Origin of the sequence: Geomicrobium sp. JCM 19055 (assembly GCF_000698185.1) — a bacterium.
In the GTDB taxonomy this organism is placed as follows: domain Bacteria; phylum Bacillota; class Bacilli; order Bacillales; family Marinococcaceae; genus Geomicrobium_A; species Geomicrobium_A sediminis.
On the sequence record NZ_BAXL01000001.1, the window covers coordinates 417672 to 437879 of the forward strand.

17 protein-coding genes and 5 pseudogenes are annotated in these 20208 nt (G+C 41.9%); 16 read left to right on the top strand and 6 right to left on the bottom strand.

Translation table 11 applies throughout. From position 1 onward, the window contains the following. Positions 1-14: 14 nt before the first annotated feature. The 4 genes from JCM19055_RS02195 (at position 15) to JCM19055_RS02205 (ending at position 3858) form a co-directional block, all read left to right on the top strand. Positions 15-1916, top strand: coding sequence for a penicillin-binding protein 2 (locus JCM19055_RS02195; RefSeq protein ID WP_052365795.1), 1902 nt, complete (start codon positions 15-17; stop codon positions 1914-1916). Beyond that, entirely contained in the window at positions 1874-2089 is a 216-nt protein-coding gene (locus JCM19055_RS31065; RefSeq protein ID WP_052365796.1) for a hypothetical protein, read from the top strand. The genes JCM19055_RS02195 and JCM19055_RS31065 overlap by 43 nt, the downstream gene beginning before the upstream one ends. Before the next feature lie 255 nt (positions 2090-2344). Then, complete coding sequence (locus JCM19055_RS02200) at positions 2345-3085, top strand: ABC transporter ATP-binding protein (protein WP_152549699.1); 741 nt, start codon at positions 2345-2347, stop codon at positions 3083-3085. A gap of 113 nt (positions 3086-3198) precedes the next feature. Then, positions 3199-3858, top strand: a complete 660-nt coding sequence (locus JCM19055_RS02205) for an ABC-2 transporter permease (protein WP_042358304.1) — start codon at positions 3199-3201, stop codon at positions 3856-3858. 57 nt (positions 3859-3915) lie between these two features. Here JCM19055_RS02205 and JCM19055_RS02210 read toward each other — a convergent pair whose 3' ends face one another. The 4 genes and pseudogenes from JCM19055_RS02210 to JCM19055_RS02220 all read right to left on the bottom strand — a co-directional run bounded on the left by JCM19055_RS02210 (position 3916) and on the right by JCM19055_RS02220 (position 8652). Next, entirely contained in the window at positions 3916-5565 is a 1650-nt protein-coding gene (locus JCM19055_RS02210; RefSeq protein ID WP_042358305.1) for an FAD-binding dehydrogenase, read from the bottom strand. Positions 5566-5640: 75 nt separating this feature from the next. Next, positions 5641-5805 (bottom strand): hypothetical protein, encoded by a 165-nt coding sequence (locus JCM19055_RS26915; RefSeq protein ID WP_193745264.1) that lies wholly within the window; start codon positions 5803-5805, stop codon positions 5641-5643. Between the two features lie 217 nt (positions 5806-6022). Beyond that, positions 6023-7288, bottom strand: coding sequence for a metal ABC transporter solute-binding protein, Zn/Mn family (locus tag JCM19055_RS02215; RefSeq protein WP_042358306.1), 1266 nt, complete (start codon positions 7286-7288; stop codon positions 6023-6025). Positions 7289-7484: 196 nt separating this feature from the next. After that, positions 7485-8652: pseudogene (locus JCM19055_RS02220) on the bottom strand (MFS transporter). 118 nt (positions 8653-8770) lie between these two features. On the opposite strand from JCM19055_RS02220, the gene JCM19055_RS02225 reads away from it, so the two are divergent. The 8 genes and pseudogenes from JCM19055_RS02225 to JCM19055_RS02255 all read left to right on the top strand — a co-directional run bounded on the left by JCM19055_RS02225 (position 8771) and on the right by JCM19055_RS02255 (position 15103). Next, positions 8771-9157 (top strand): thioesterase family protein, encoded by a 387-nt coding sequence (locus JCM19055_RS02225; protein WP_042358307.1) that lies wholly within the window; start codon positions 8771-8773, stop codon positions 9155-9157. Between the two features lie 63 nt (positions 9158-9220). After that, a complete protein-coding gene (locus JCM19055_RS28030; protein WP_042358308.1) occupies positions 9221-10000 on the top strand; it encodes a J domain-containing protein in 780 nt (259 codons plus the stop codon). A gap of 294 nt (positions 10001-10294) precedes the next feature. Further along, positions 10295-10992 (top strand): annotated as a pseudogene (locus JCM19055_RS02235) (CoA transferase subunit A). 10 nt (positions 10993-11002) lie between these two features. After that, positions 11003-11626, top strand: a complete 624-nt coding sequence (locus tag JCM19055_RS02240; RefSeq protein ID WP_042358354.1) for a 3-oxoacid CoA-transferase subunit B — start codon at positions 11003-11005, stop codon at positions 11624-11626. A 23-nt stretch (positions 11627-11649) separates the two neighbouring features. Further along, on the top strand, positions 11650-12645 hold the full coding sequence (locus tag JCM19055_RS02245) for a TAXI family TRAP transporter solute-binding subunit (protein ID WP_042358309.1): 996 nt from the start codon (positions 11650-11652) through the stop codon (positions 12643-12645). A 38-nt stretch (positions 12646-12683) separates the two neighbouring features. Then, the gene (locus tag JCM19055_RS28035; protein WP_052365797.1) at positions 12684-13754 is read left to right on the top strand and encodes a TRAP transporter fused permease subunit; all 1071 of its coding nucleotides are present in this window, start codon (positions 12684-12686) and stop codon (positions 13752-13754) included. Continuing rightward, the gene (locus JCM19055_RS28040; RefSeq protein WP_265181655.1) at positions 13699-14649 is read left to right on the top strand and encodes a DUF3394 domain-containing protein; all 951 of its coding nucleotides are present in this window, start codon (positions 13699-13701) and stop codon (positions 14647-14649) included. Before JCM19055_RS28035 ends, JCM19055_RS28040 begins: the two co-directional genes overlap by 56 nt. Before the next feature lie 139 nt (positions 14650-14788). After that, on the top strand, positions 14789-15103 hold the full coding sequence (locus tag JCM19055_RS02255; protein ID WP_265181656.1) for a DUF3870 domain-containing protein: 315 nt from the start codon (positions 14789-14791) through the stop codon (positions 15101-15103). 112 nt (positions 15104-15215) lie between these two features. Here JCM19055_RS02255 and JCM19055_RS02260 read toward each other — a convergent pair. Continuing rightward, positions 15216-16541 (bottom strand): annotated as a pseudogene (locus tag JCM19055_RS02260) (amidohydrolase family protein). Positions 16542-17065: 524 nt separating this feature from the next. Here JCM19055_RS02260 and JCM19055_RS28045 point away from each other — a divergent pair. The 4 genes and pseudogenes from JCM19055_RS28045 (at position 17066) to JCM19055_RS28060 (ending at position 18958) form a co-directional block, all read left to right on the top strand. Further along, positions 17066-17563, top strand: coding sequence for a hypothetical protein (locus JCM19055_RS28045; protein WP_265181657.1), 498 nt, complete (start codon positions 17066-17068; stop codon positions 17561-17563). Beyond that, complete coding sequence (locus tag JCM19055_RS28050; RefSeq protein WP_265181658.1) at positions 17557-17826, top strand: hypothetical protein; 270 nt, start codon at positions 17557-17559, stop codon at positions 17824-17826. Before JCM19055_RS28045 ends, JCM19055_RS28050 begins: the two co-directional genes overlap by 7 nt. Next, positions 17819-18582, top strand: a pseudogene (locus JCM19055_RS28055) (asparagine synthetase B). The gene JCM19055_RS28050 and the pseudogene JCM19055_RS28055 overlap by 8 nt, the downstream one beginning before the upstream one ends. Further along, positions 18575-18958, top strand: a complete 384-nt coding sequence (locus tag JCM19055_RS28060; protein ID WP_265181659.1) for an asparagine synthase C-terminal domain-containing protein — start codon at positions 18575-18577, stop codon at positions 18956-18958. The pseudogene JCM19055_RS28055 and the gene JCM19055_RS28060 overlap by 8 nt, the downstream one beginning before the upstream one ends. 193 nt (positions 18959-19151) lie before the next feature. On the opposite strand, the pseudogene rbsK reads toward JCM19055_RS28060, so the two are convergent. Then, positions 19152-20027: pseudogene (gene rbsK / locus JCM19055_RS02270) on the bottom strand (ribokinase). Positions 20028-20208 lie beyond the last annotated feature (181 nt).

Genomic DNA, 20208 nt, shown 5'->3' on the forward strand with positions numbered 1-20208 from the left:
TTGGGGAGAGTTCGATGGGGCAGCCAAAACGTAAGAATCACATTCCTTATCGTCTTAACGTACTGTTCTTTGGGGTATTTGTCTTGTTTTCTATTCTTATATTGCGTCTTGGGTACGTGCAAATCGTTCAAGGAGATTCTTACGATTTAATGTTAAGCCAAGAAGAAGAGCAAACTGCGACTGTAGATGCTCCACGGGGAGTTATGTTTGATCGCAATAATTATGTATTAGTTGATAATGACATGCAGCTTTCGCTTACGTATACAAATCGCCCAGGGAATGAGCAAGAGCGTTATGAAATTGCGCATCAACTAGTCAATTACTTAGAAATCGATGAAGAAGACGTAGAAGACATTAACGACCGAGAGTGGCAAGACTATTTCTTATATGAAGCTTCGATTGAAGAGCGAGAGGAAGATGGGTCGTTCGGGCCGATGGCAGCATTTGTAGATGAACTCGTGACAAGCGAAGAGATTTCTACAGACGACCTAAGTCAAAGTGATATTTATACAAGGCAACTCAGTCGCTTAGATGCGGAGGAAATACGCGAGAGTTATAGTCTGGAAGAACAGCAAGCTGTCGTAATCTGGCGGGAGATGCTCAGCGGTTACAATCATTCACCAAACCGGATTGCACGTGGATTAAGTGAAGAACAAGCACATCATATTGGTGAAGTGTTACATACAATGCCAGGTACGGATTTAATGAGAGATGCGGAACGAGTATATCCGTACGGTGAACAATTTGCATCGTTTTTTGGAAGTGTAGGATCGATTCCTGCAGAGCTTGTTGATGGATACTTGGGGAAAGGTTACGAACGTAGTGATGCTGTGGGAACTTCATATTTAGAGCAAGAGTATGAAGATCTGTTGCGTGGTGAGAAAGCCATTATGACAACGTTGCCGAATGGTGATGTGGAAATGCAAGAAGGTCGCAGGGGAAATGATTTGCGACTCACGCTTGATATGCGTTTGCAACAAGAGGTTGATGCAATGGTAACACGCAGAATCGATGGGTATGGTGGATATGCGTTCCCCGCTGGTCGTGATGCGTATGTCGTCATGATTGAACCTTCAACTGGTGACATCTTGGCGCTTGTCGGTTATCAAGGTCACCTCGGTACAGTAAACAATAGTTATACCGTAGGGTCTTCAATTAAACCAGCAACCGTGTTAGCAGGTTATCGTCATGGCGCAATCGGCCATGGTTCAGTAATCCATGATGCTCCAATTACTCATTTGCCCAATACACCATCCATCTCGTCTGTTGTGAATATGGGCTATGTGAACGATGTAGATGCGATTCGTCGTTCTTCCAACGTGTATATGGCAGAAATCGCGATGCGTCTAGCAGGATACAACCGTAGCAATAATACGTGGAACACTCTTTCTGAATCGTACAATATGTTACGTGAGCATTATGCTCAATTTGGATTAGGGACGAGTACAGGTATTGATTTACCGTTTGAGTCTGAAGGCATTACGGGACCGAACACTGCAGGTATGGTGTTATTGCTAAGTTTTGGACAATATGATGATTACACACCTTTACAACTTGGTCAGTATACGGCAACGCTCGCAAACGACGGAGTTCGAATGCGGACTCGCCTCGTACGGGATGTACTTGAACCAGGGGAAGTTCCAGGAGAAGCAGGAGGAAGTATACGCTACTACGAACCAGAAGTTCTGAATACGGTCGACAATCCGATCGGTGACATCAATCGTATGCAAGCCGCGATGAGACAAGTGGTTAGCGTCTCAGGTCAAGGTGGAGGAACGGCAAATCGTGAGCTCGGTAGTTTTGAATACCAAGCTGCCGGAAAAACAGGGACTGCCCAAGTGCAAGAAAACGGCATTCGCTCAATAACCAAACGATGGTCGCTTATGCTCCTTATGATAACCCGAAGGTTGCCGTAGCGGTTGTTGTACCAAACGTAACCATTAGTCGTAACCGAGAATTTGCAGGAATTGCGAATAATATTGCCAGAGAAGCAATGGAGATTTTCTTTGAACAAAAAGAAAGTCACCAAGCGCCAGAACTAGCGGAAGTTGAAGACATGGATATCGACCCTGACGATACAGAAGGATAAATAGTAAAAGCCGCTGATCAATCGATCAGCGGCTTTTTGCTGCGAAGATTTGTGTACAACTAAAATGTTCAATGAGGCGCTGGTCGTTTTATGACGGTGTTCTCCCGTTTCATGACATCATTTCCGTAAACAGTCCGGTTTACGCCCTTTTGCATCAAAAGTACTGAGATAAGAGGTATTAAGGCGTACACTAGCTTTAAGAAGACAAGATCAGTCGATCATTTTAACATGAAACAATGAAAAGGGTGGATGACGATGACAGCAATTTTAGAAGTTACTGGCCTAAATAAATCATACAAAGACTCTGCATTTTCACTAGAGGATGTTTCCTTAACAATTCCCTACGGTTCAATTGTCGGATTCATTGGAGAAAATGGAGCTGGCAAATCAACAACGATGGGATCCATTCTCGGAACGCTTCGCGTTGATACAGGTTCAATTCAAATGTTTGAGCGAGATGTGGATCATAAGAACAAAGCAGAAAAAGAGGACATAGGCGTCGTTTTTGATGATTTAAAGCTACCGAAGCGACTAACAGTCAAGAAGCTCAACCGAGTACTAAATCGGGTGTACAAAAATTGGAGTGAAGAAACGTTTTTCCATTATGTTGATTTCTTTCAATTGCCTAAAGATAAGGCTGTGGGTCATTTTTCAAGAGGTATGTCGATGAAGCTGAGCGTTGCAGTCGCACTGTCTCATCAAGCGAAGCTACTCATTTTAGATGAAGCCACAGCAGGACTCGATCCGACAGGGCGCGCGGAGCTACTTGAAGTATTACAAGCGTTTGTTAAAGATCAAGATCGAGGGATTTTAATGTCATCACACATTACGAGTGACATAGAGAAAATTGCGGATCAGTTAGTATTCATTAAAGGTGGAAAGATTCGTCTAAGTGTAAGTAAGCAGGCGTTGTTAAATGAATATGTAGTGGCACGGTTACGTAATGAAGAAGTACAACAATTAACAAAAACAAACATCATCGCAAAAAAAAGCTGACGGGGAATATGTTGAAGTGTTGCTTACAAACCGTTCTGAAGTAAGCGAAGATCAATTGATTCAAATCGTACGATTGATGACATTAGTTTATTACTTATGAGGGGTGACATGTAATGGTTGGATTATTCCTAAATCAATACTACTCGGTTTCTAAAACGATTCTTAGTTATGCAGTGGCTGCATTTGTTCTAGTTCTCGTCACAATCGGAATTGGTAATGAACTTCTTGTCTTCTTCGCCATGTACATGCCGATTATTTTCCTCGTTTCTCCTGCTTTTGAAGTATTAAAGCATGAATCACAATCAGGTTGGAATAAGTTTGTGTTAACGTTACCCGTAAATCGAGGCAATATCGTTCAAAGCCAATATCTATTCTTTCTATTCTTAATGAGTATTGGCGTTGTAATTACAATCATGGCTTTTGTCGTTGCGGAATGGGTGCTTGGAAGTGCCATGAACCAAGAGTTAATGTACACGATGATGACTGGAGTGGGCATTGCATTTATTATGGGTGCGATTAGTTATCCTGCAACGTACGTGTTCGGTACGGAAAAATCAGATACGATTGTTCTCGTTGCAACACTAAGTGGTGTCGGCCTCTTCCTACTTGCCCAACAAGGGTTTGCAAGATTAATTGAACAAATGAATGTTGAAACGGTAGCATCGATGAACGGAAGTCTTGTATTTAATGGGAGCTTTCTAGTCATCGGTCTTGTACTCTTTGTAATCTCTTACTTCGTAACAATGGGCATTTACAATCGTAAGGAATATTAAAGATAAACCGCCTGTGAGAGTGACTCGCAGGCGGTTTAGGTGTAGAAAGCACGTTTGTTAGCTCGATCCGAGTGTGTGACCGACTTGTAGACCACTAAACAAGCAACCTCCAAGAAATGTTCCTTCGAGAGAGCGGTAGCCATGAACGCCACCCCCTCCAAACCCAGCTGCTTCACCTGCCGCATAAAGTCCTGGCAGCGGTTGTATTCCGTCTTTTAGAACAGCGCCTTCTAGGTTCGTTTGCAATCCTCCGAGAGTTTTGCGACTAAGAATATGAAGCTTGACTGCAATGAGTGGCCCGTGGTTCTGATCAAGAATTTGATGAGGTTTTGCGACACGAATCTTTTGGTCCCCGATGTACTGTCTAGCATTATGGATTGCTTGCACTTGTGCGTCTTTCGTAAACGGGTTGTTTAACTCACGATCTCGAGCCACAATTGTATCTTTGATCGTATCTAGGTTAAGTAACGGCTCATCAGTAAGGGTGTTCATTTTGTTGACAAGTTCTGGTAAGGACTGAGCGGTAACGAAGTCCTCACCAAAGTCTAAAAAGCTTTGAACCGCAGTAGTAGGACCAGGGAGTGCGCGTTTTAAAACGAGTTTTAAATTTTTTCCTGTAAGATCGGGGTTTTGCTCCGATCCTGATAAAGCAAACTCTCGTTCTACGATCTCTTTTGTCGTAATAAACCAAGAATAGTCATACCCGGTGTCTTGAATGGCTTTTAGTGTTGAGAGTGTATCAAACCCAGGGAAGTTTGGAGCGGAAAAGCGATCTCCTGTTGCACTCAACCAAATGGAAGAAGGGCCCGGTAAAATTCGTATGCCGTGAGATTTCCACATCGGGTACCAGTTTCGAATTCCTTCTGTGTAATGCCACATCCGATCTTTATTGACAGTTCGGGCTCCAACTTGTTCACTAACTTGTAGTAAGCGACCGTTCACATATTCAGGAACACCGGCAATCATTTTCTTAGGTGCTTTCCCGAGCCAAGTTGGCCAATTTTTCCGGACGAGATCGAGATTGCCACCAATCCCTCCACTAGCGATGACGACAGAGTCTGCTAGATAACGGAACTCACCGATTGCAGTCTTGCTTGATGCGCGACCTCGCATCGCGTTGGATTCTTCTAACCGATAACCTTCAACCCCAACGATTTTTCCACCTGACATAATCAATTGATCAACTTGATGTCTCGGCAAGTAAGTAAGGTTTTGTAAATCGTTCAGCTTCGTGATAAAAGGTTGTAGAATCGCAGGACCGGTACCCCAAACGATATGAAAACGCGGAACGCTATTGCCATGTTCGTGCGCTAAAGAACCCCCTCGTTCAGCCCACCCAACAATAGGGAAAAATCGAATCCCAAGAGACTGAAGCCACTCCCGCTTTCGACCTGCAGCGAAATTCACATAAGCTTCCGCCCATTTCTTTGCCCAAATATCTTCATCATAAGGGTCCGTTAAGCGATCCCAACTCGCACTCCCTTGCCAATCTTGCCAACCAAGATCAGCAGAGTCTTGAATATTCAGTTTCCTTTGTTCGGGAGAATCAATAAGAAAGAGTCCTCCGAATGACCAATACGCTTGTCCACCTAATGATTGCCTACCTTCTTGATCAATTAATAGAACACGTTTTTTTCGCTCGGCAATTTCAGTGGCTGCAACAAGTCCTGAAAGCCCTGAACCAACAACGATCGTATCGAATTTCATGAAGATCACGCTCCAATTCAGATCTCCCCAGAAAAAAATCCATGTCGATTCAAACCCGACACGGATGTAGTTATTCTAGAGGTTATATTGATTAATGAGACGTTCAATCTTTTCAGTTGTTTTGTCATAGACGATCGGATCTCTCTTTTTAATACTAGCCATCGCGTAAAGGAAGGCTACTTCTTTAACATCATCCGGGAGCTTTCGGTACTCTTCCATAAATTCGGGTATTGTTTTCATTGCATTCACCTCGGGTCCCTTTTTTTAAGTATACCTTGTTTTCTTCAATACTTCACTAACCATATGTATTTTGTCTATTTTTTTTATAGGTTTTAGAGAAGAGGAAGTGATCGTTGACATCTAACGATACAAAGAGACAATTAACTGCAATTATTTCCCGGGAAATCGACAAACAAATGTAAAAAAGGACGCATGATTACGTCCTTTTTATGATCGATTAATGATTTAATGCAGTCTCAAGAGTTTCAATGTTCATTTCCATCATGCTAACGTAGTCTTCGCCGGCATCATAGTCCTCTTGTGAAATGCTCTCCATATTACGAAGAACAAGGCTTTCTGCACCAATCTCTGATTGAATAACTTCACTAATGGTGCTACTAACATTGTTTTCAAACACTACATAGCTAAGGTTATTTTCTCGTGCAGCTTCTACAATTGACGTTAACTCTGATTGTGAAGGTTCCTGAGTAGAAGACAAACCGTGAATACTTAATTGTTCAATTCCATAGCGATCTTCCCAATAACCATAAGCAGCATGTGAAACAATAATTTGATTATGATCTGCACTGTCAATCGTACTTTGAAGTGACGCGTCTAGTTGTTCCAAATCAGCTTTTAATGACTCGTAGTTTTGTGCGAAGTATTCTTCGTGTTCAGGACGTAATTCACTTAACTGATTCATAATGTTTTCTGCTAGTTCAATGCTGTAAATGGGATCAAGGAAAACGTGAGGGTCAATTGCACCAGACTCCCCGTCATGATCATCGATGTGTATTGTTGTAGTTTCGGATTTAGCGACGGTTTGCTCTTCGTCGTCAATAAACGCTGCATACACTTGTTGTCCATCTGTATCCGCAGTGTCTTCAAAAGATTCGCCTGTTGAAGCTTCGCTCCAATCATCAGATTCAGAATCTCTTGTGTACCAGATAATGTCTCCTTCGACGTCTTCGTCTGCAGTAGCAGTAAGGGTAATCGTATCACCGGTATGGTAGTGATCGTTGATGCCTTCAAGTTCTACTGCACTCGTCTGATCTTCATTATTTTCATGTTCGTGGTCATGATCATGGGAATGGTCACTTTCGCTGTCATGATCGTGCTCACCTCGTAAAGAGAGGTGTTCACCTGCTGCAATGATCTCTACCGTTTCTTCGTCGAGTAGGTCATGAATGGTATCGGCAAAGGGTTCCATGCCAACACCAGAATAAATAAAACCATCATCTTCAGCAATTTTTACGTACGTACTTGATGAAGGTTCAAATGTATGTGCATCGGCATTAGGGGGATAGACACTTTCTACCTCGACATGTTCACCGCCAATTCGTGACGTGAAATCTTCAAGAGCAAACAAAGTTGTAGATATTTGTAAAGGTTCTGTTGCTTCTTGGTCATTAGCATCATTCTCAGACGGTGTTTGGTCATCAGAACATGCGATTAACAAGAAAGGAAGAACTATGGATAAAGGCACTAATCGAAATTTACGCATGTAAGTAACTCCTTTGATAATAACCGTAACGGTTACGATTCGTAATGATTACGATTTATAGAATAACGACAAATAACTGAAATGTCAAGAGCTTGCATTTCCTTTAACTAAAATTGATAAGAGCTTTGAAAAGAGGAATCAGATTAGTTTTGTCGAAGAAAAGCAACGTCCATCTTTATGGACGTTGCTTTTAGATCTATTCTTGAATAGGGTCTTCAAGTTTTCTAGTTAAGATACTAATGATGAGACCAATCGTAATCATGCTAGCTGCGACCCAAGTAATCGCTTGATATCCAAAGCCGATACTCAGTAAAAACGATCCAAGTGCAGCACCAATCGCATTGGCAAGATTAAAGACGGATGCGCAAGTGTACCTGACAAGTTTGGGGCTTCTTTTGCTGCAAGAATGATTTTTGCATTAAGAAGCGGTGTCGTTCCGAATGTACCTGCTCCGAATAAGAAACTCATTAAAATGGCCATCGGGGCAAACTGCAAGAAAAAGGCGTACGTTGCGAGTACAAGTGCGAGTGCTAATAGGGCATAAATCAAACGTGTCGTCAGTTTGATGGTTGTACGGTCCCGGATGCAAAGTTTCCGAGTACTGCACCAAGACCGAAGAAGAACAGCCCGATCGTAATACCTGTTACATCAAATCCTGCAAACTCTCGGTACATCGGTTCTTTAAACGTGTAAGCTGTAAATACACCTGAAAACCCGAATACGATAATCGCCATTGTGAGCAAGACGTTTTTATTTTTGAGCATCGATAGCTCTGTTTTGATTTTAGGAATTTCGGTAGGTTTTACGTTCGGTGTAACGACAATTAAACCGATGAGTGTCACGACACCTAAGACAGCCATGAACCAAAAAACAATTCGCCAGTCAAAAATTCCACCTAGATAAGAGCCAAAGGGTACTCCTAGCATGATTGCAATGGTTAGACCACCTTGAACCGCGGCAATGGCGCTCGTTTTTTTAGACGCTTCTGAAATGCTAACTGCGACAAACATACATAAACCGAAGTACGGTGCATGCATCGCAGCTGACAATAGCCTTGATAATAGCAACACTTCAAAATTCGGTGCGGTTGCGGCAATGATATTACTAATGATAAACAGTGCAACAAATGCAACAAGTAATGGTTTTGGAGAAGCCTTGAGCGTTGCAATTCGTAATAGTGGTCCGAAGATCGCGACACTAATGGCATAGACAGTAAGAAGCAAGCCGGTCGTTGATACATCAACGTTCAAATCATGAGCAAATTGGGTTAACAATCCGGTAACGACGTATTCTGTCATTCCAACAGCAAACGTCCCAAGCATAAAGACAGCAAGGATTGTTTTTCTAGAGAAGTTAAGGCGCATCATAAACCGCTCCCTTCGATTCTGTTTTTTAATCACGAGTGAACATACTAAAATAAGATCAAAGGGATGTCTAGTGAAATCCATAAAAAAATATAAAAGATTTACTGGAGGCGTTTTCATGTATTCTACAACGATTACACCAAGAGTCTCAGAAACGGATGGGGTTGGTCATATTAACAATACGACGATTCCAGTATGGCTTGAGGCAGGACGTAAGGAGATTTTTAAGTTGTTTAATCCTGACTTGGCATTTCATGATTGGCGTTGCATCTTACTTAAAATTGACATTCAATATGTAAGCGAAATTCATTACCATTCAGACGTTGTCGTTAAAGTTTGGGTTGAGAAAGTTGGGAATACGAGCTTTACTTTATATGAAGAAATTCATCAAAACGATCGTTGCTGTACAAAAGGACATGCAGTATACGTGAATGTTGCTAGAAAAGGTGGAAAGCAAACGATTCCAAATGATATAAAGATGAAATTAATGGAACATAGTCGTTGATACATACTACGAATAAAATAGTATAAGAATAGAGACAAGTAGGTAATGTAAGGAGGATCTTCGATGATGGAAGTGTTTGTTTTACTGTTTATCATCGGCAGCTTTGGTTTTTGTTATTGGCTGTATTCTTCAAATCAAACGCAATCAACATCATTTTTAACAACCTATCGTTCTTTCGTTGTTGATGGTGCTGTTATTAATGGCAAAGATGTCTCGTTTTATCAACTTCGCCAAGACAAACGTCAACGGTATTATTCTGTTCCTGAAGGTAAGGTTTCGATTCAGGGTAAGAATACGAAGTTGGAACTTGATATTGGGGCTAAGCTAACGAAAACAAGCGGTGGACAGTGTGAGCAATTATATATTGAATCAATGACGGTCAATCAGCGTTATGTATATTCTCATCAGCCAGGCCAATTTACACCTTACATAGTGAGCGCTAGCGAACTAGAAAATGATGTGCAGAAAGCATTATTATTTCTTTGTAGTGTACTTATGGCAAACAATAAATTAAGTAAAAACAATCGTGCGAATCGAGCTTTTACAGATGCGTTAGAATTTAGTGAAGTCAGTCATTCCTTTTTGCATCATCAACAGAGTGCAGAGAGTTACTTGTTTGAACGTACTAAGTTGCCGAAGAAGAACGTTGTTTCCTGTGTTAATGAACATATGAAAGTGCTGGAATTTCAGCAACATGAGCAAGTAAGCCTTGAAGAAGTGAAGGCAAGATACCGTATAATGGCTAAGCGATATCACCCTGACTCACCGACAGGTGACATCGTCAAATTTAAACGAGTCAAAGAAGCATATGAACAAATCAAAAAGAAACACGTTGCCATATAAAAAGAGGCTCCCCTTGCAAATCTATTGCTAGGGGAGCTTTTGAAAAGAAGCTTTTAAATTTTCCGAAAAAAAGTATTGAAAGCGTCTACATCTCGTGGTACTATTTCGTTATTAAGAAATGAACTTGATAGACGCGTTATTATAATGCTCCAAGCTTGTTCCCGCTTGCTTGGGTAACCATTATAAACCAAACGATCTATCATCAGTGTTTAAGGCTAGGAGTCCGTGCGCCTTAAAGCGATGATAATTGTTTGGTTTTTATTTTGGAATTTTGTTGAAAAAGGGGAGACAAGAATGACTTCTAAGAAAGAAATCTCATTAACGGATATTTCAAATTACATAAAAGACGGTGACCAAGTGCTCGTTGGTGGTTTCGGTCTGTCTGGCTGCCCATTGACAATCGTCGACGAGATTGCAAAGACTGACGTCAAAGATCTAACCATTGTAAGTAATAACTTAGGTGAACCACAAAAAGGGTTAGGGAAACTTCTAGATAACGGTCAAATTAAAAAAAGCCATTGGATCTTATTTCACAACACATCGTGGGGCAGTAAACGCTTGGAATGAGGGCTGGCTTGAAATTGAATTGTTGCCTCAAGGTACGATGGCTGAAGGAATTCGTGCAGCAGGAGCAGGGATTCCTGCCTTTTATACACCGACAGGAGCAGGAACAAAACTTTCTGAGAATAAAGAAGTGCGGGAATTTGATGGCAAAGAATATGTATTGGAAAAAAAGCATCCCAGGGGATGTAGCTCTTATTCGAGCACATAAAGCCGATGAATATGGAAATTTAGTCTATCGCAAAACACAAGAAAACTTTAATACAGCGATGGCGATGGCAGGAAAAATTGTAATCGCAGAAGTGGATGAAATCGTTCCAACTGGCGAATTAAAACCAGAAGAAATTAAAACTCAACATTTATTTGTCGACTATCTTGTTAAGACGCGCTATGAAGTTGAAGGGGGGACTTTCGTTGAACGTACAAAATAACGTGAAAACGATGAGGCAAGATATTGCAAAACGTGCAGCAGACGAGCTAGGGGAAGGCGAAGTCATTAACTTAGGGGTTGGGATTCCTACACTTATTCCGGAGTACTTAGGTGATAAGCATGTGTTTTTGCATTCAGAAAATGGATTGCTCGGTACGGGTCCTGCACCAGAAGATGGTCAAATTAATCCGGATTTGATTAATGCAAGTAAGCAACCTGTTACCGAATTGCCAGGATCGGCAATATTTGATAGTGCGTTATCGTTTGCCATGATTCGCGGGGGTCATGTGGATACGGCTGTGATCGGAGCGCTTCAAGTGGATCAAACGGGAGAGCTTGCGAATTGGGCAGTTCCAGGTAAGGATATTCTCGGTGTTGGTGGAGCGATGGACCTTGTTGCTGGTGTGCAAAAAGTAATCTTAACGATGACGCACACATCCAAAAGTGGAGAAGCAAAAATCGTAGAATCATTAACATATCCAAGTAGTGGATATCGTAAAGCGGATGTATTAATTACTGAAAAAGCAGTGTTTACGTTTAAAGACAATCAAATGTACTTAGTAGAATTAGCTGATGGCGTGACAGTTGAAGACATTGAAGAAACGACAGCGGCATCGTTTGTTGTAGCACTTTAAGACTTACGTTGGGGGTGGAGGACATGAGGATTTGGAAAAGCATGATCGTATTCATGATGTTATTGGTGATTGTAAGCGGTTGCTCACAATCTGAGTCAAGTGCAAATGAAGATACAGAGGTCGCGACAGGAGAACCTCCTGAAGATTTCACATTTGGTGCTGCAACCGTAGGTGGACTATGGCACTCACTCGCAGCATCCATGAGTGAAGAGATGAGAAAGATTTATCCTGACTCAACAGCGACGGTGGTCGAGGGCGGATCCATTGCAAACTTAATCGGTATTCATAATGACATTTTTGCGCTCGGTTTCTCAAATGGTGAGTCAATCCCAATGGCGGAGAATGCCGTAGGCGATTTCGAAGAGCCGATCACGAATATGAAAACGATTGCAACATTTTATCCGAACGTATTGCACATCGTAGTGCCAAGAAGTTCAAACATTCATACTGTTGAAGATTTGGCAGGTCATCGGGTAAGTCCAGGAATTCGGGGATACAGTGGCGAGGTAATGTTTCAGGATATACTGACGGCTTACGACATGAGTTATGATGATTTAGCTCAAATTGAGTACATCGGCACGTCTGACGCAGCAGACTTAATGCGTGACGGTCACTTGGACGCTTGGGTAGGTGGATTAGGTATTCCAGCATCATTCATCCAAGAGCTTGATACAACACTCGGCGTACGTGTTATTCCATTAACAGAAGAAGATCAAGTGAAATTGAAAGAAATCAATGAAGGGTACAACCCTTATACGATTGAAGCCGGTACCTATGGCGACCATGAGGACATCTTAACATTTGCACCTGAAACGGTACTCGTAGCAAATGAAAACATGATTTCTGAAGAAGTAGGCTATGAATTAACGAAAATGATTATTGAAAAAGCAGATACTTGGAGAGCTGTTTCTAGTACGTTATCTGATTTTGATGCTGAGTATTCTATTGAATATAGTATTGGTGAACTTCATCCAGGGGCGAAGCGATACTACGAAGAGATTGGGGTTTTAAACGATTAATTGAAAACGCTTTACAAATGATCAGGGGGGTGTTTTAAATGAGCCAAAAAGATCTAAATCTAGATGTGAAAGACATGGATGAAGCACAATCGGAAGTGCTCGGAAATAAACAGCGAACATTAGTCGGTGTGACCGGAAAAGTCGTATCGTTCCTTGCAATTTTAATGTCATTATTCCATTTGTATACGGCTTTCTTTGGAGTGTTTGAGTCGATTGCACAACGCTCCATTCACTTAGCCTTTGCACTCGTTCTTGTGTTTGCCCTTTATCGACCGACAAAGAATCAAGAAGGAAAACGCATTCCTTGGTATGACATCGTTGCCATCTTACTCGTTCTCGGTTCTTTTCAATATTTTGCATTAAATGCGATTGATATTTCTGCAAGATTAACGTATGTAACACCACTCTCTACGTTGGAGATTGTGATCGGTGTGATCGCAAGTATTCTTCTAATTGAAGCAACGCGGCGTGTCGTTGGACGGGCGTTCACAATTATTGTACTCGCATTCTTAGGCTATGGGTTTTTCGGTCAGTATTTACCTGGAGGGTTAGAACATCGTGGGTTTGACTTAATGTGGATTCTCGATCATTTATTCTACTCAACGATGGGTGTGTTCAGTACTCCACTTGGGGTTTCTGCAACGTTTATCTTCTTGTTTATTCTTTTTGGTAAGTTTCTAGAAGTATCTGGTGCAGGAAACTTCTTTATTAACTTGTCTGTAGGTTTAATGGGGAAATATCGCGGTGGTCCTGCTAAGACTGCAGTTGCCGGGAGTGCCATTCTTGGAACGATCTCAGGTAGCGCGGTCGCAAATACAGCTACGACAGGACCATTTACAATACCTCTTATGAAGCGTACTGGATATAAAGGAACATTTGCAGCAGCTGTTGAAGCAGTCTCTTCGGCTGGTGGACAGATTATTCCTCCGATCATGGGTGCTGCGGCATTCATTATTGCGTCTTACTTAGGTGTTCCTTACATTGAAGTTGCAATTGCAGCCATTATTCCAGCAATCCTGTATTACGTCTGTGTGTATTTCCAAGTTGATTTACGTGCGAAAAAAAGACGGCCTAGATGGTATGCCAAAAGAAATGATTCCAAAGGTTAAAACCGTACTTAAAGAAGGTGGAATGTTCTCACTCCCACTACTTATTATCGTCATCATGCTCGTGATGGGTTACTCACCGATGCGTGCGGCATTGTTTGCGATTGCGAGTGTAATCGTTGTCGCAGCCTTTAAAGCAGCGACACGACTCTCGTTTGGAACGATGTTCAAAGCGTTAGATCTTGGGGCACGTGCAGCGCTTGAAACAGCGATCGCTTGTGCGTCGGCAGGTTTTATCATCGGGGTTATTAGCATGACAGGAATTGGCTTACAATTTAGTAGCATGATTCTTGCGATTTCTGGTGATAGTCTATTTATTACGTTGTTGCTTACGATGGTAGCTTCACTATTACTCGGTCTTGGGTTACCAACGGTTGCCGCTTATATCGTTCAAGTACCACTAACGATTCCAGCACTCGTCCAGCTCGGCGTAGAACCGATGGCGGCGCACTTGTTCGTTTTCTATTTTGCAATTTTATCGGCGATCACGCCACCTGTTGCATTGGCATCGTTTGCTGCTTCTGGAATTGCAAATACGAATCCGCTGCAAACGAGTCTCGTTGCATTAAGGCTAGGAATTGCTGGATTTATCGTGCCATTCATGTTCGTGTACGGACCGTCACTCATTTGGATCGGTACACCTGGAGAAGTCGTCATAACATTAACGACAGCATTAGTCGGTGTGTTTGCCTTAAGTGCTGCCATTGAAGGCTGGTGGCTACGAGGCACGTACTGGTACGAGCGAATTGCTTTGTTTGTAGCAGCAATTATGCTCGTTGTACCAGACTTCCTTGTCAGCCTCGCTGGTTTTGCAATCTTCGCGATCGTATTTGTTCTACAGAAATGGGTTATGCCAAAGAAAAACCATTCAGAGCACCAATATAACGAAGCACTATAACAATTAAAGTCCTAATCTCCTAAAAAGTGTCGCTCTTTTACAAAAGAGCGACACTTTTATTATATAATAAGAACATTCAATAAGTTGTAAGGCAAGTAGACAAGCCTAACGAACATGCTAACGAAAGAAGGGATTTTTGTTGGATACGATTTTAGTTACGGGTTATGCAAAGGCCCCTCAAGGAACATCTATGTATGAAGTGTACAAGCACTTTGGCATCGTGTTAGAAATTGATCGTAAGACATATGAAATTGTCGATGTAGAACTCACGCTCGTGACCTCACTGGCTCAAAGTTATTTCAAACGTCTAATCATTGGATACGATCTCAATGAAGGTATTGATCCATTAATGAAGAAAATCAATGAAAACTACTACGCACCATCCGTCAATTCTGTTAATGTAGCCTTACGCACGGCCTTTCAGCGATTTAAGGAGCAGGTGCAAGCATCATAAGAGTGTAATGATCAAAATGAGTAAACAATATAAAGTTGAAATAAGAACATAGATTAGTAGCTTAGAACATAAAAAGGATGATGGATTTATCACCAATCATCCTTTCTACTTTTTAACCAAGCAAGTGCTGACTAGCTGCGGTTGCTAGTCTTTTGATTCTCTCGATATCGATGCCAATCATCTTTCCATTCTTCTTAACAGGATTTCCTGCGACGTATACTGAGTCGACGTTTGAGGTGTTTGTGCATTGGACGACTGTGCCGATTGGATCATTAACAGGGAAAATATTGAGGTCGTTCTTATTGATCATAATGAGATCTGCTTGTTTACCCGGTGTTAACGACCCAACTTTGTGATCGAGTCTTAGCGCTTTTGCACCGTCAATCGTCGCAGACTCCAATATATTTTTTTGCAGAAAGGTGAAGCTCTGGTCCAGGCATGATGCCTTGAGATAATTGTTCTTGATTTACTCGAGCGCGATCTGCTTGCAAAGCGAACTTCATTTGTGTGAACATGTCTCCCCCAGTAGAGGTGACAACATCCACACCAAGTGCCGGCTTCACCCCATTTTCCAAAGCGAGCCCAATGGCAGGATAACCATGACCCATCATCATTTCAATCTCAGGGGTTACGGAGATGCTACCGCCATTCTCCGCCAGCAATTGTACTTCCTCGGGTTGTACAGCATTTGCATGTGCAAAGTTCAAATGTTCTCCTAACAATCCTGCTTCATGTAATTTCTCAATGGAACGTTCTGTTGACCCCCACGTTCCAAATCCTAAGTGCATGCTACAGACTGCATCGATCTCACGTGCGAACTGAATTTCTTTTACACTCGTCTCCCAGGAGCTAAATTCCGGTCCGCGAATCGCGAGCCCCATCGTAAGCAATTGATCATCTGAGCTGAAATGCCGTTCTTTCATTGCCCTAGCCTTATCGATCGTATCGAGCTTACTATCTGAACTCCAGTATTCAGCATCTCCTGGAGACCCATAACCGAAAATGGCGCGGATTCCCGATTCTTTTAGCCCCCGGATCATCTCTTCCGCATGATCGTTTGAAATAATCATTGTCCAGTCATATAAGGTCGTAACCCTGATTCTAAAGCTTCAAGCGCACCTAATAGGTTCCCGACATAATCGTCTTCCGGACGTCTCTTTGATCCAATATTCCCATAATAAATATTGCCTAAATACGTCTGTAATGACCAATCTGCACCAACGTTGCGAATGACGGATTCCCACGTATGCCTGTGTGTATCGACTAGACCCGGCATCACGATCATGTCCTTTGCATCAATGACCTCACAATCTTCCGCTGAAATGTTCGGTCCGACTTCAATGATCTTATCGTTTTCAATTAGTACATCGGCATCTTTTAAATTCCCAAGGTTGCTGTCCGAGGTAATTACTGTTCCGTTTTTAAATAGTCGCTTCATGCAAACCACTCCTTCTTAACGTCAGATTACTTATAAGAAAAGCACAAAAAAAGCCATTGCACTTTCCTAGTTGCAAAGGGGCTGTCCTCTATATCATTATGATGGATTGATGACAGGTTCGTAAGTGAGCACTTGAAAGTTATTTAGTGTTCTGAAGGAAACTTAAGAAGGGATCATGAAAAAAAGAACCATATTAATTTCTCATAAAAAAAACTTGCTTTACATTAAACTCCTTTTAAGTTTGAAATGGTTAGATCCTTAAAACTCGTGTTCGTTATTTGTGGCTCTTTAAGATAAAACCAATGGCTTATTTTTCTTTATAAACATGTAACGTTACACTCTATTTCGCCATTAAAAACATGCAATCAAAGTGCCGAAAAGTGCGAGCTTATATGGCTTCTAGCTACTCATGCTACCTTTGCAAGTACTACTATAGATACTAACAGACTAATCTGAAATTTTATTTACAAAGTCTTCTAGTTAAACTATACTGTGTTGGCGGGTTGAGTGTATGGGAGGCTATTATGTGCGGTTTTTGTGGTCGTGTGAAGCGTACTTACATGGATTCAGTAGAGTTACATCGTGTAGAGGAACGAATGCATCATCGAGGTCCTGATGACTTTCGGTATGTTCAAGACTCAGACATTGATTTCTATTTTTCTAGATTGAGTATCCAAGATCTATCAAATGCACACCAGCCTATGCAGAGTTTATCTAAGCAATATCTGATTGTTTTTAATGGAGAAATCTATAATTATGTTGAACTTAGACAATCGTTAATAGAAGAAGGTTACTATTTTCAAACTGAAGGTGACACGGAAGTGCTTCTTGCGCTTTACGAGGTTTATGGTAAACAAATGATTTATCAATTGCGAGGAATGTTTGCTTTTGCCATTTGGGATCGGGTAGAGCGAGAGTTGTTTGCGGCAAGAGATCCGTTTGGCATTAAGCCGTTTTATTATGACGAGAATGAAGATGGTTTTTTTTCTTCTCATCTGAACGAAAATGTTTACCGTTGTTAGGGGCAGAGTATAAAGCTGTTGATAAAGAAGCATTACATCATTATTTAACGTTTCAATATATCCCTTCCACGGACGGTTATACAGACGCAGCGTTTCAACAATTGAAGCCAGGGCATTGTCTTACGTACTCGTTTGACTTGGAGAAGGCACATGTAGAACGGTACTTCCAAGCGCAGTTTTGTTCAAGTTTAGAAGGGACAAAAAAATGTAGCGACAACTTTGCAACAGGCACTTCAAAGTTCTGTATCTGTTCATATGCGTAGTGACGTGAGTGTAGGAGCGTTTTTATCAGGTGGAATTGATTCAAGTACAATTGTTGCACTAGCGAAAGAACATCATCCGAATTTGCAAACGTTTACGGTCGGATTTGAACGAGAGGGGTATAGCGAGATCGAGTTAGCAAAAGAAACGGCCGATCATCTAGGGTAGATAACCATTCGTATATCATCACAGCTGAAGAAGTGATGAATGAGATGGAAAACATCGTCTATCATATGGACGAGCCGGTCGCGGATCCAGCTGCAATCCCGAACTATTTCGTCTCTAGGCTTGCAAGTCAGCATGTGAAAGTCGTGCTATCGGGAGAAGGAGCCGATGAACTGTTCGCAGGTTATGAGATCTACAAGGAGCCTAATGCGCTAAAAGGTTTTAGTTACTTACCTCGTCGAATTAATCATTGGGTACAATGGTTAGCAAGGCAATTGCCTGAAGGAATAAAAGGAAGAAATTATTTGATTCGTGGAACAACACCACTAGCTGAGCGTTATGTCGGGAATGCCAAAATTTTCAATCATGAGGAAAAAGAATTATTGCTAGCGGATGCAGGATGCATTTATCCATATACAAACGTCACAAAACCATTGTATGACCAAGCTTTACAATGGGATGAAAGCACACAAATGCAATACATTGATTTGCACACGTGGTTGCCAGGGGATATTCTGACGGTAGCAGATCGGATGTCGATGGCTCATTCAATAGAACTTCGAGTGCCTTTTTTTAGACCAACAAGTGTTTGAAGTTGCATCCATGATCCCTCAGTCCATGAAACTGACGGCAGGTACGACGAAATTTGTTCTGAGAGAAGCAGCAAAAGATATTTTACCAGAAGCTGTCTTTAATCGGAAAAAGCTAGGTTTTCCAGTACCAATTCGACATTGGTTGCAAAATGAAATGTATGAGTGGGTTCAATCAACTGTTCAGCGAAGTGATACAGACATGTTCATAAACAAGTCATATGTACTTAGCCTTTTGGATGAGCATGCAAAAGGGATGGCTGATCACAGTCGTAAGTTGTGGGCAGTGGTGACATTCATGATATGGCACCGGGTGTTTGAAGAAGAACGAACTTCTCGTGAAGCGCTCGTGTCACGTCCCGTTCATGCAGTGTTATAATCGGGTACATTTAATCAAGCGAGGAGAGAGACGTCCAGTGCATCCATCATGCACTGGGCGTTTTGTGTATGCACAATCTAAAGTAGTTATCCCCAACTGCAAAGGAATGGAACTAGAAAAACTTATCCACATGTGGGTAAGTGGATGAAAGAGAAGAATTCCTTAGTTTCCTGTTGATTTGTGGATGAAGTTGTTAAGAACTTAGTCTTTTGTGGACTTCTTCGCGTGTTGGCATGCCTTGTTGGGCTCCGTGTTTTTCGACGGATAATGAAGCGGCAGCATTCGCAAATTCTAACGCTTCATTTAGCGGTAGTTGATCGGTCAATGCAACGGCAAGCGCCCCGTTAAACGTATCGCCAGCACCTGTAGTATCTACGGCCTCTGTATCAAACCCGGCAATTCGAACGACAGAATGACCGTTACAATACATCGCCCCGTTTTTTCCGAGCGTAACGATGACTTTGTTCGGGTAGTTTTGGACAGCCTCCTCGGGCTCACGCCGAATAGAATGTCACATTCTGTTTCGTTAGGGGTAATGTACGTCGCTTGTTCAAGTATGCGTGATGATAGTTGTACAGCGGGCGCAGGATTTAGGATGATATCCACATTTTCTTGATGAGCAATTGAAATCATCTCTTCTATAAAAGGAAGCGGTGTTTCCAATTGGAAGACGACGATTGTTGACTGTTTAATCACATCACGGAATGACTCCGCCTCTTCCCTGTTCCATGCGTAATTAGCACCAGGAGCGACAATAATTGAATTATCTTGGTTCGTCACGGTAATCATTGCGACGCCACTTTTGGCTTGATCTGTAACGTGTACATAAGACGAATGGATGCCTTCGTCTTTGAGCGTTTGTATTAAGGTATTGCCATACAAGTCGTCTCCTACTTTGCCGACCATCGTCACATCTCCCGCTAAGCGTGCAGCTGCAACCGCTTGATTCGCGCCTTTACCACCAGGAAAAGTGAAAAAAATCATCTCCAAGGATGGTTTCACCGATGGCAGGAACGTTCTTTGTATGAACGACAAGATCCATATTCAGGCTTCCTACGACAGTAATCATTGTTCATGCCTCCGTTGAGTACTCGACTTTTTCATCGACTGATTAGGTTTATTATATACTTTTCATGTAACCAACTAAAAAGCCCACCCATACGATAGGATAACAACGTATGGGAGGCGAATTTCTTATGTCTAATTCTCGAAATATTAGTATTCCGTTCCCCGGTGGAGGAGGCTTTTTC

Bases quoted from the DNA above. Each gene is read 5' to 3' on its own strand.
- JCM19055_RS28045 (WP_265181657.1), top strand. From the start codon at position 17,066: ATGTGCGGTTTTTGTGGTCGTGTGAAGCGTACTTACATGGATTCAGTA.
- JCM19055_RS26915 (WP_193745264.1), bottom strand. From the start codon at position 5,805: ATGAAAACAATACCCGAATTTATGGAAGAGTACCGAAAGCTCCCGGAT.
- JCM19055_RS02210 (WP_042358305.1), bottom strand. From the start codon at position 5,565: ATGAAATTCGATACGATCGTTGTTGGTTCAGGGCTTTCAGGACTTGTT.
- JCM19055_RS28035 (WP_052365797.1), top strand. From the start codon at position 12,684: ATGAGCCAAAAAGATCTAAATCTAGATGTGAAAGACATGGATGAAGCA.
- JCM19055_RS02245 (WP_042358309.1), top strand. From the start codon at position 11,650: ATGAGGATTTGGAAAAGCATGATCGTATTCATGATGTTATTGGTGATT.
- JCM19055_RS28030 (WP_042358308.1), top strand. From the start codon at position 9,221: ATGATGGAAGTGTTTGTTTTACTGTTTATCATCGGCAGCTTTGGTTTT.
- JCM19055_RS31065 (WP_052365796.1), top strand. From the start codon at position 1,874: ATGGTCGCTTATGCTCCTTATGATAACCCGAAGGTTGCCGTAGCGGTT.
- JCM19055_RS02195 (WP_052365795.1), top strand. From the start codon at position 15: ATGGGGCAGCCAAAACGTAAGAATCACATTCCTTATCGTCTTAACGTA.
- JCM19055_RS02200 (WP_152549699.1), top strand. From the start codon at position 2,345: ATGACAGCAATTTTAGAAGTTACTGGCCTAAATAAATCATACAAAGAC.
- JCM19055_RS02225 (WP_042358307.1), top strand. From the start codon at position 8,771: ATGTATTCTACAACGATTACACCAAGAGTCTCAGAAACGGATGGGGTT.
- JCM19055_RS02205 (WP_042358304.1), top strand. From the start codon at position 3,199: ATGGTTGGATTATTCCTAAATCAATACTACTCGGTTTCTAAAACGATT.
- JCM19055_RS02240 (WP_042358354.1), top strand. From the start codon at position 11,003: ATGAGGCAAGATATTGCAAAACGTGCAGCAGACGAGCTAGGGGAAGGC.
- JCM19055_RS02215 (WP_042358306.1), bottom strand. From the start codon at position 7,288: ATGCGTAAATTTCGATTAGTGCCTTTATCCATAGTTCTTCCTTTCTTG.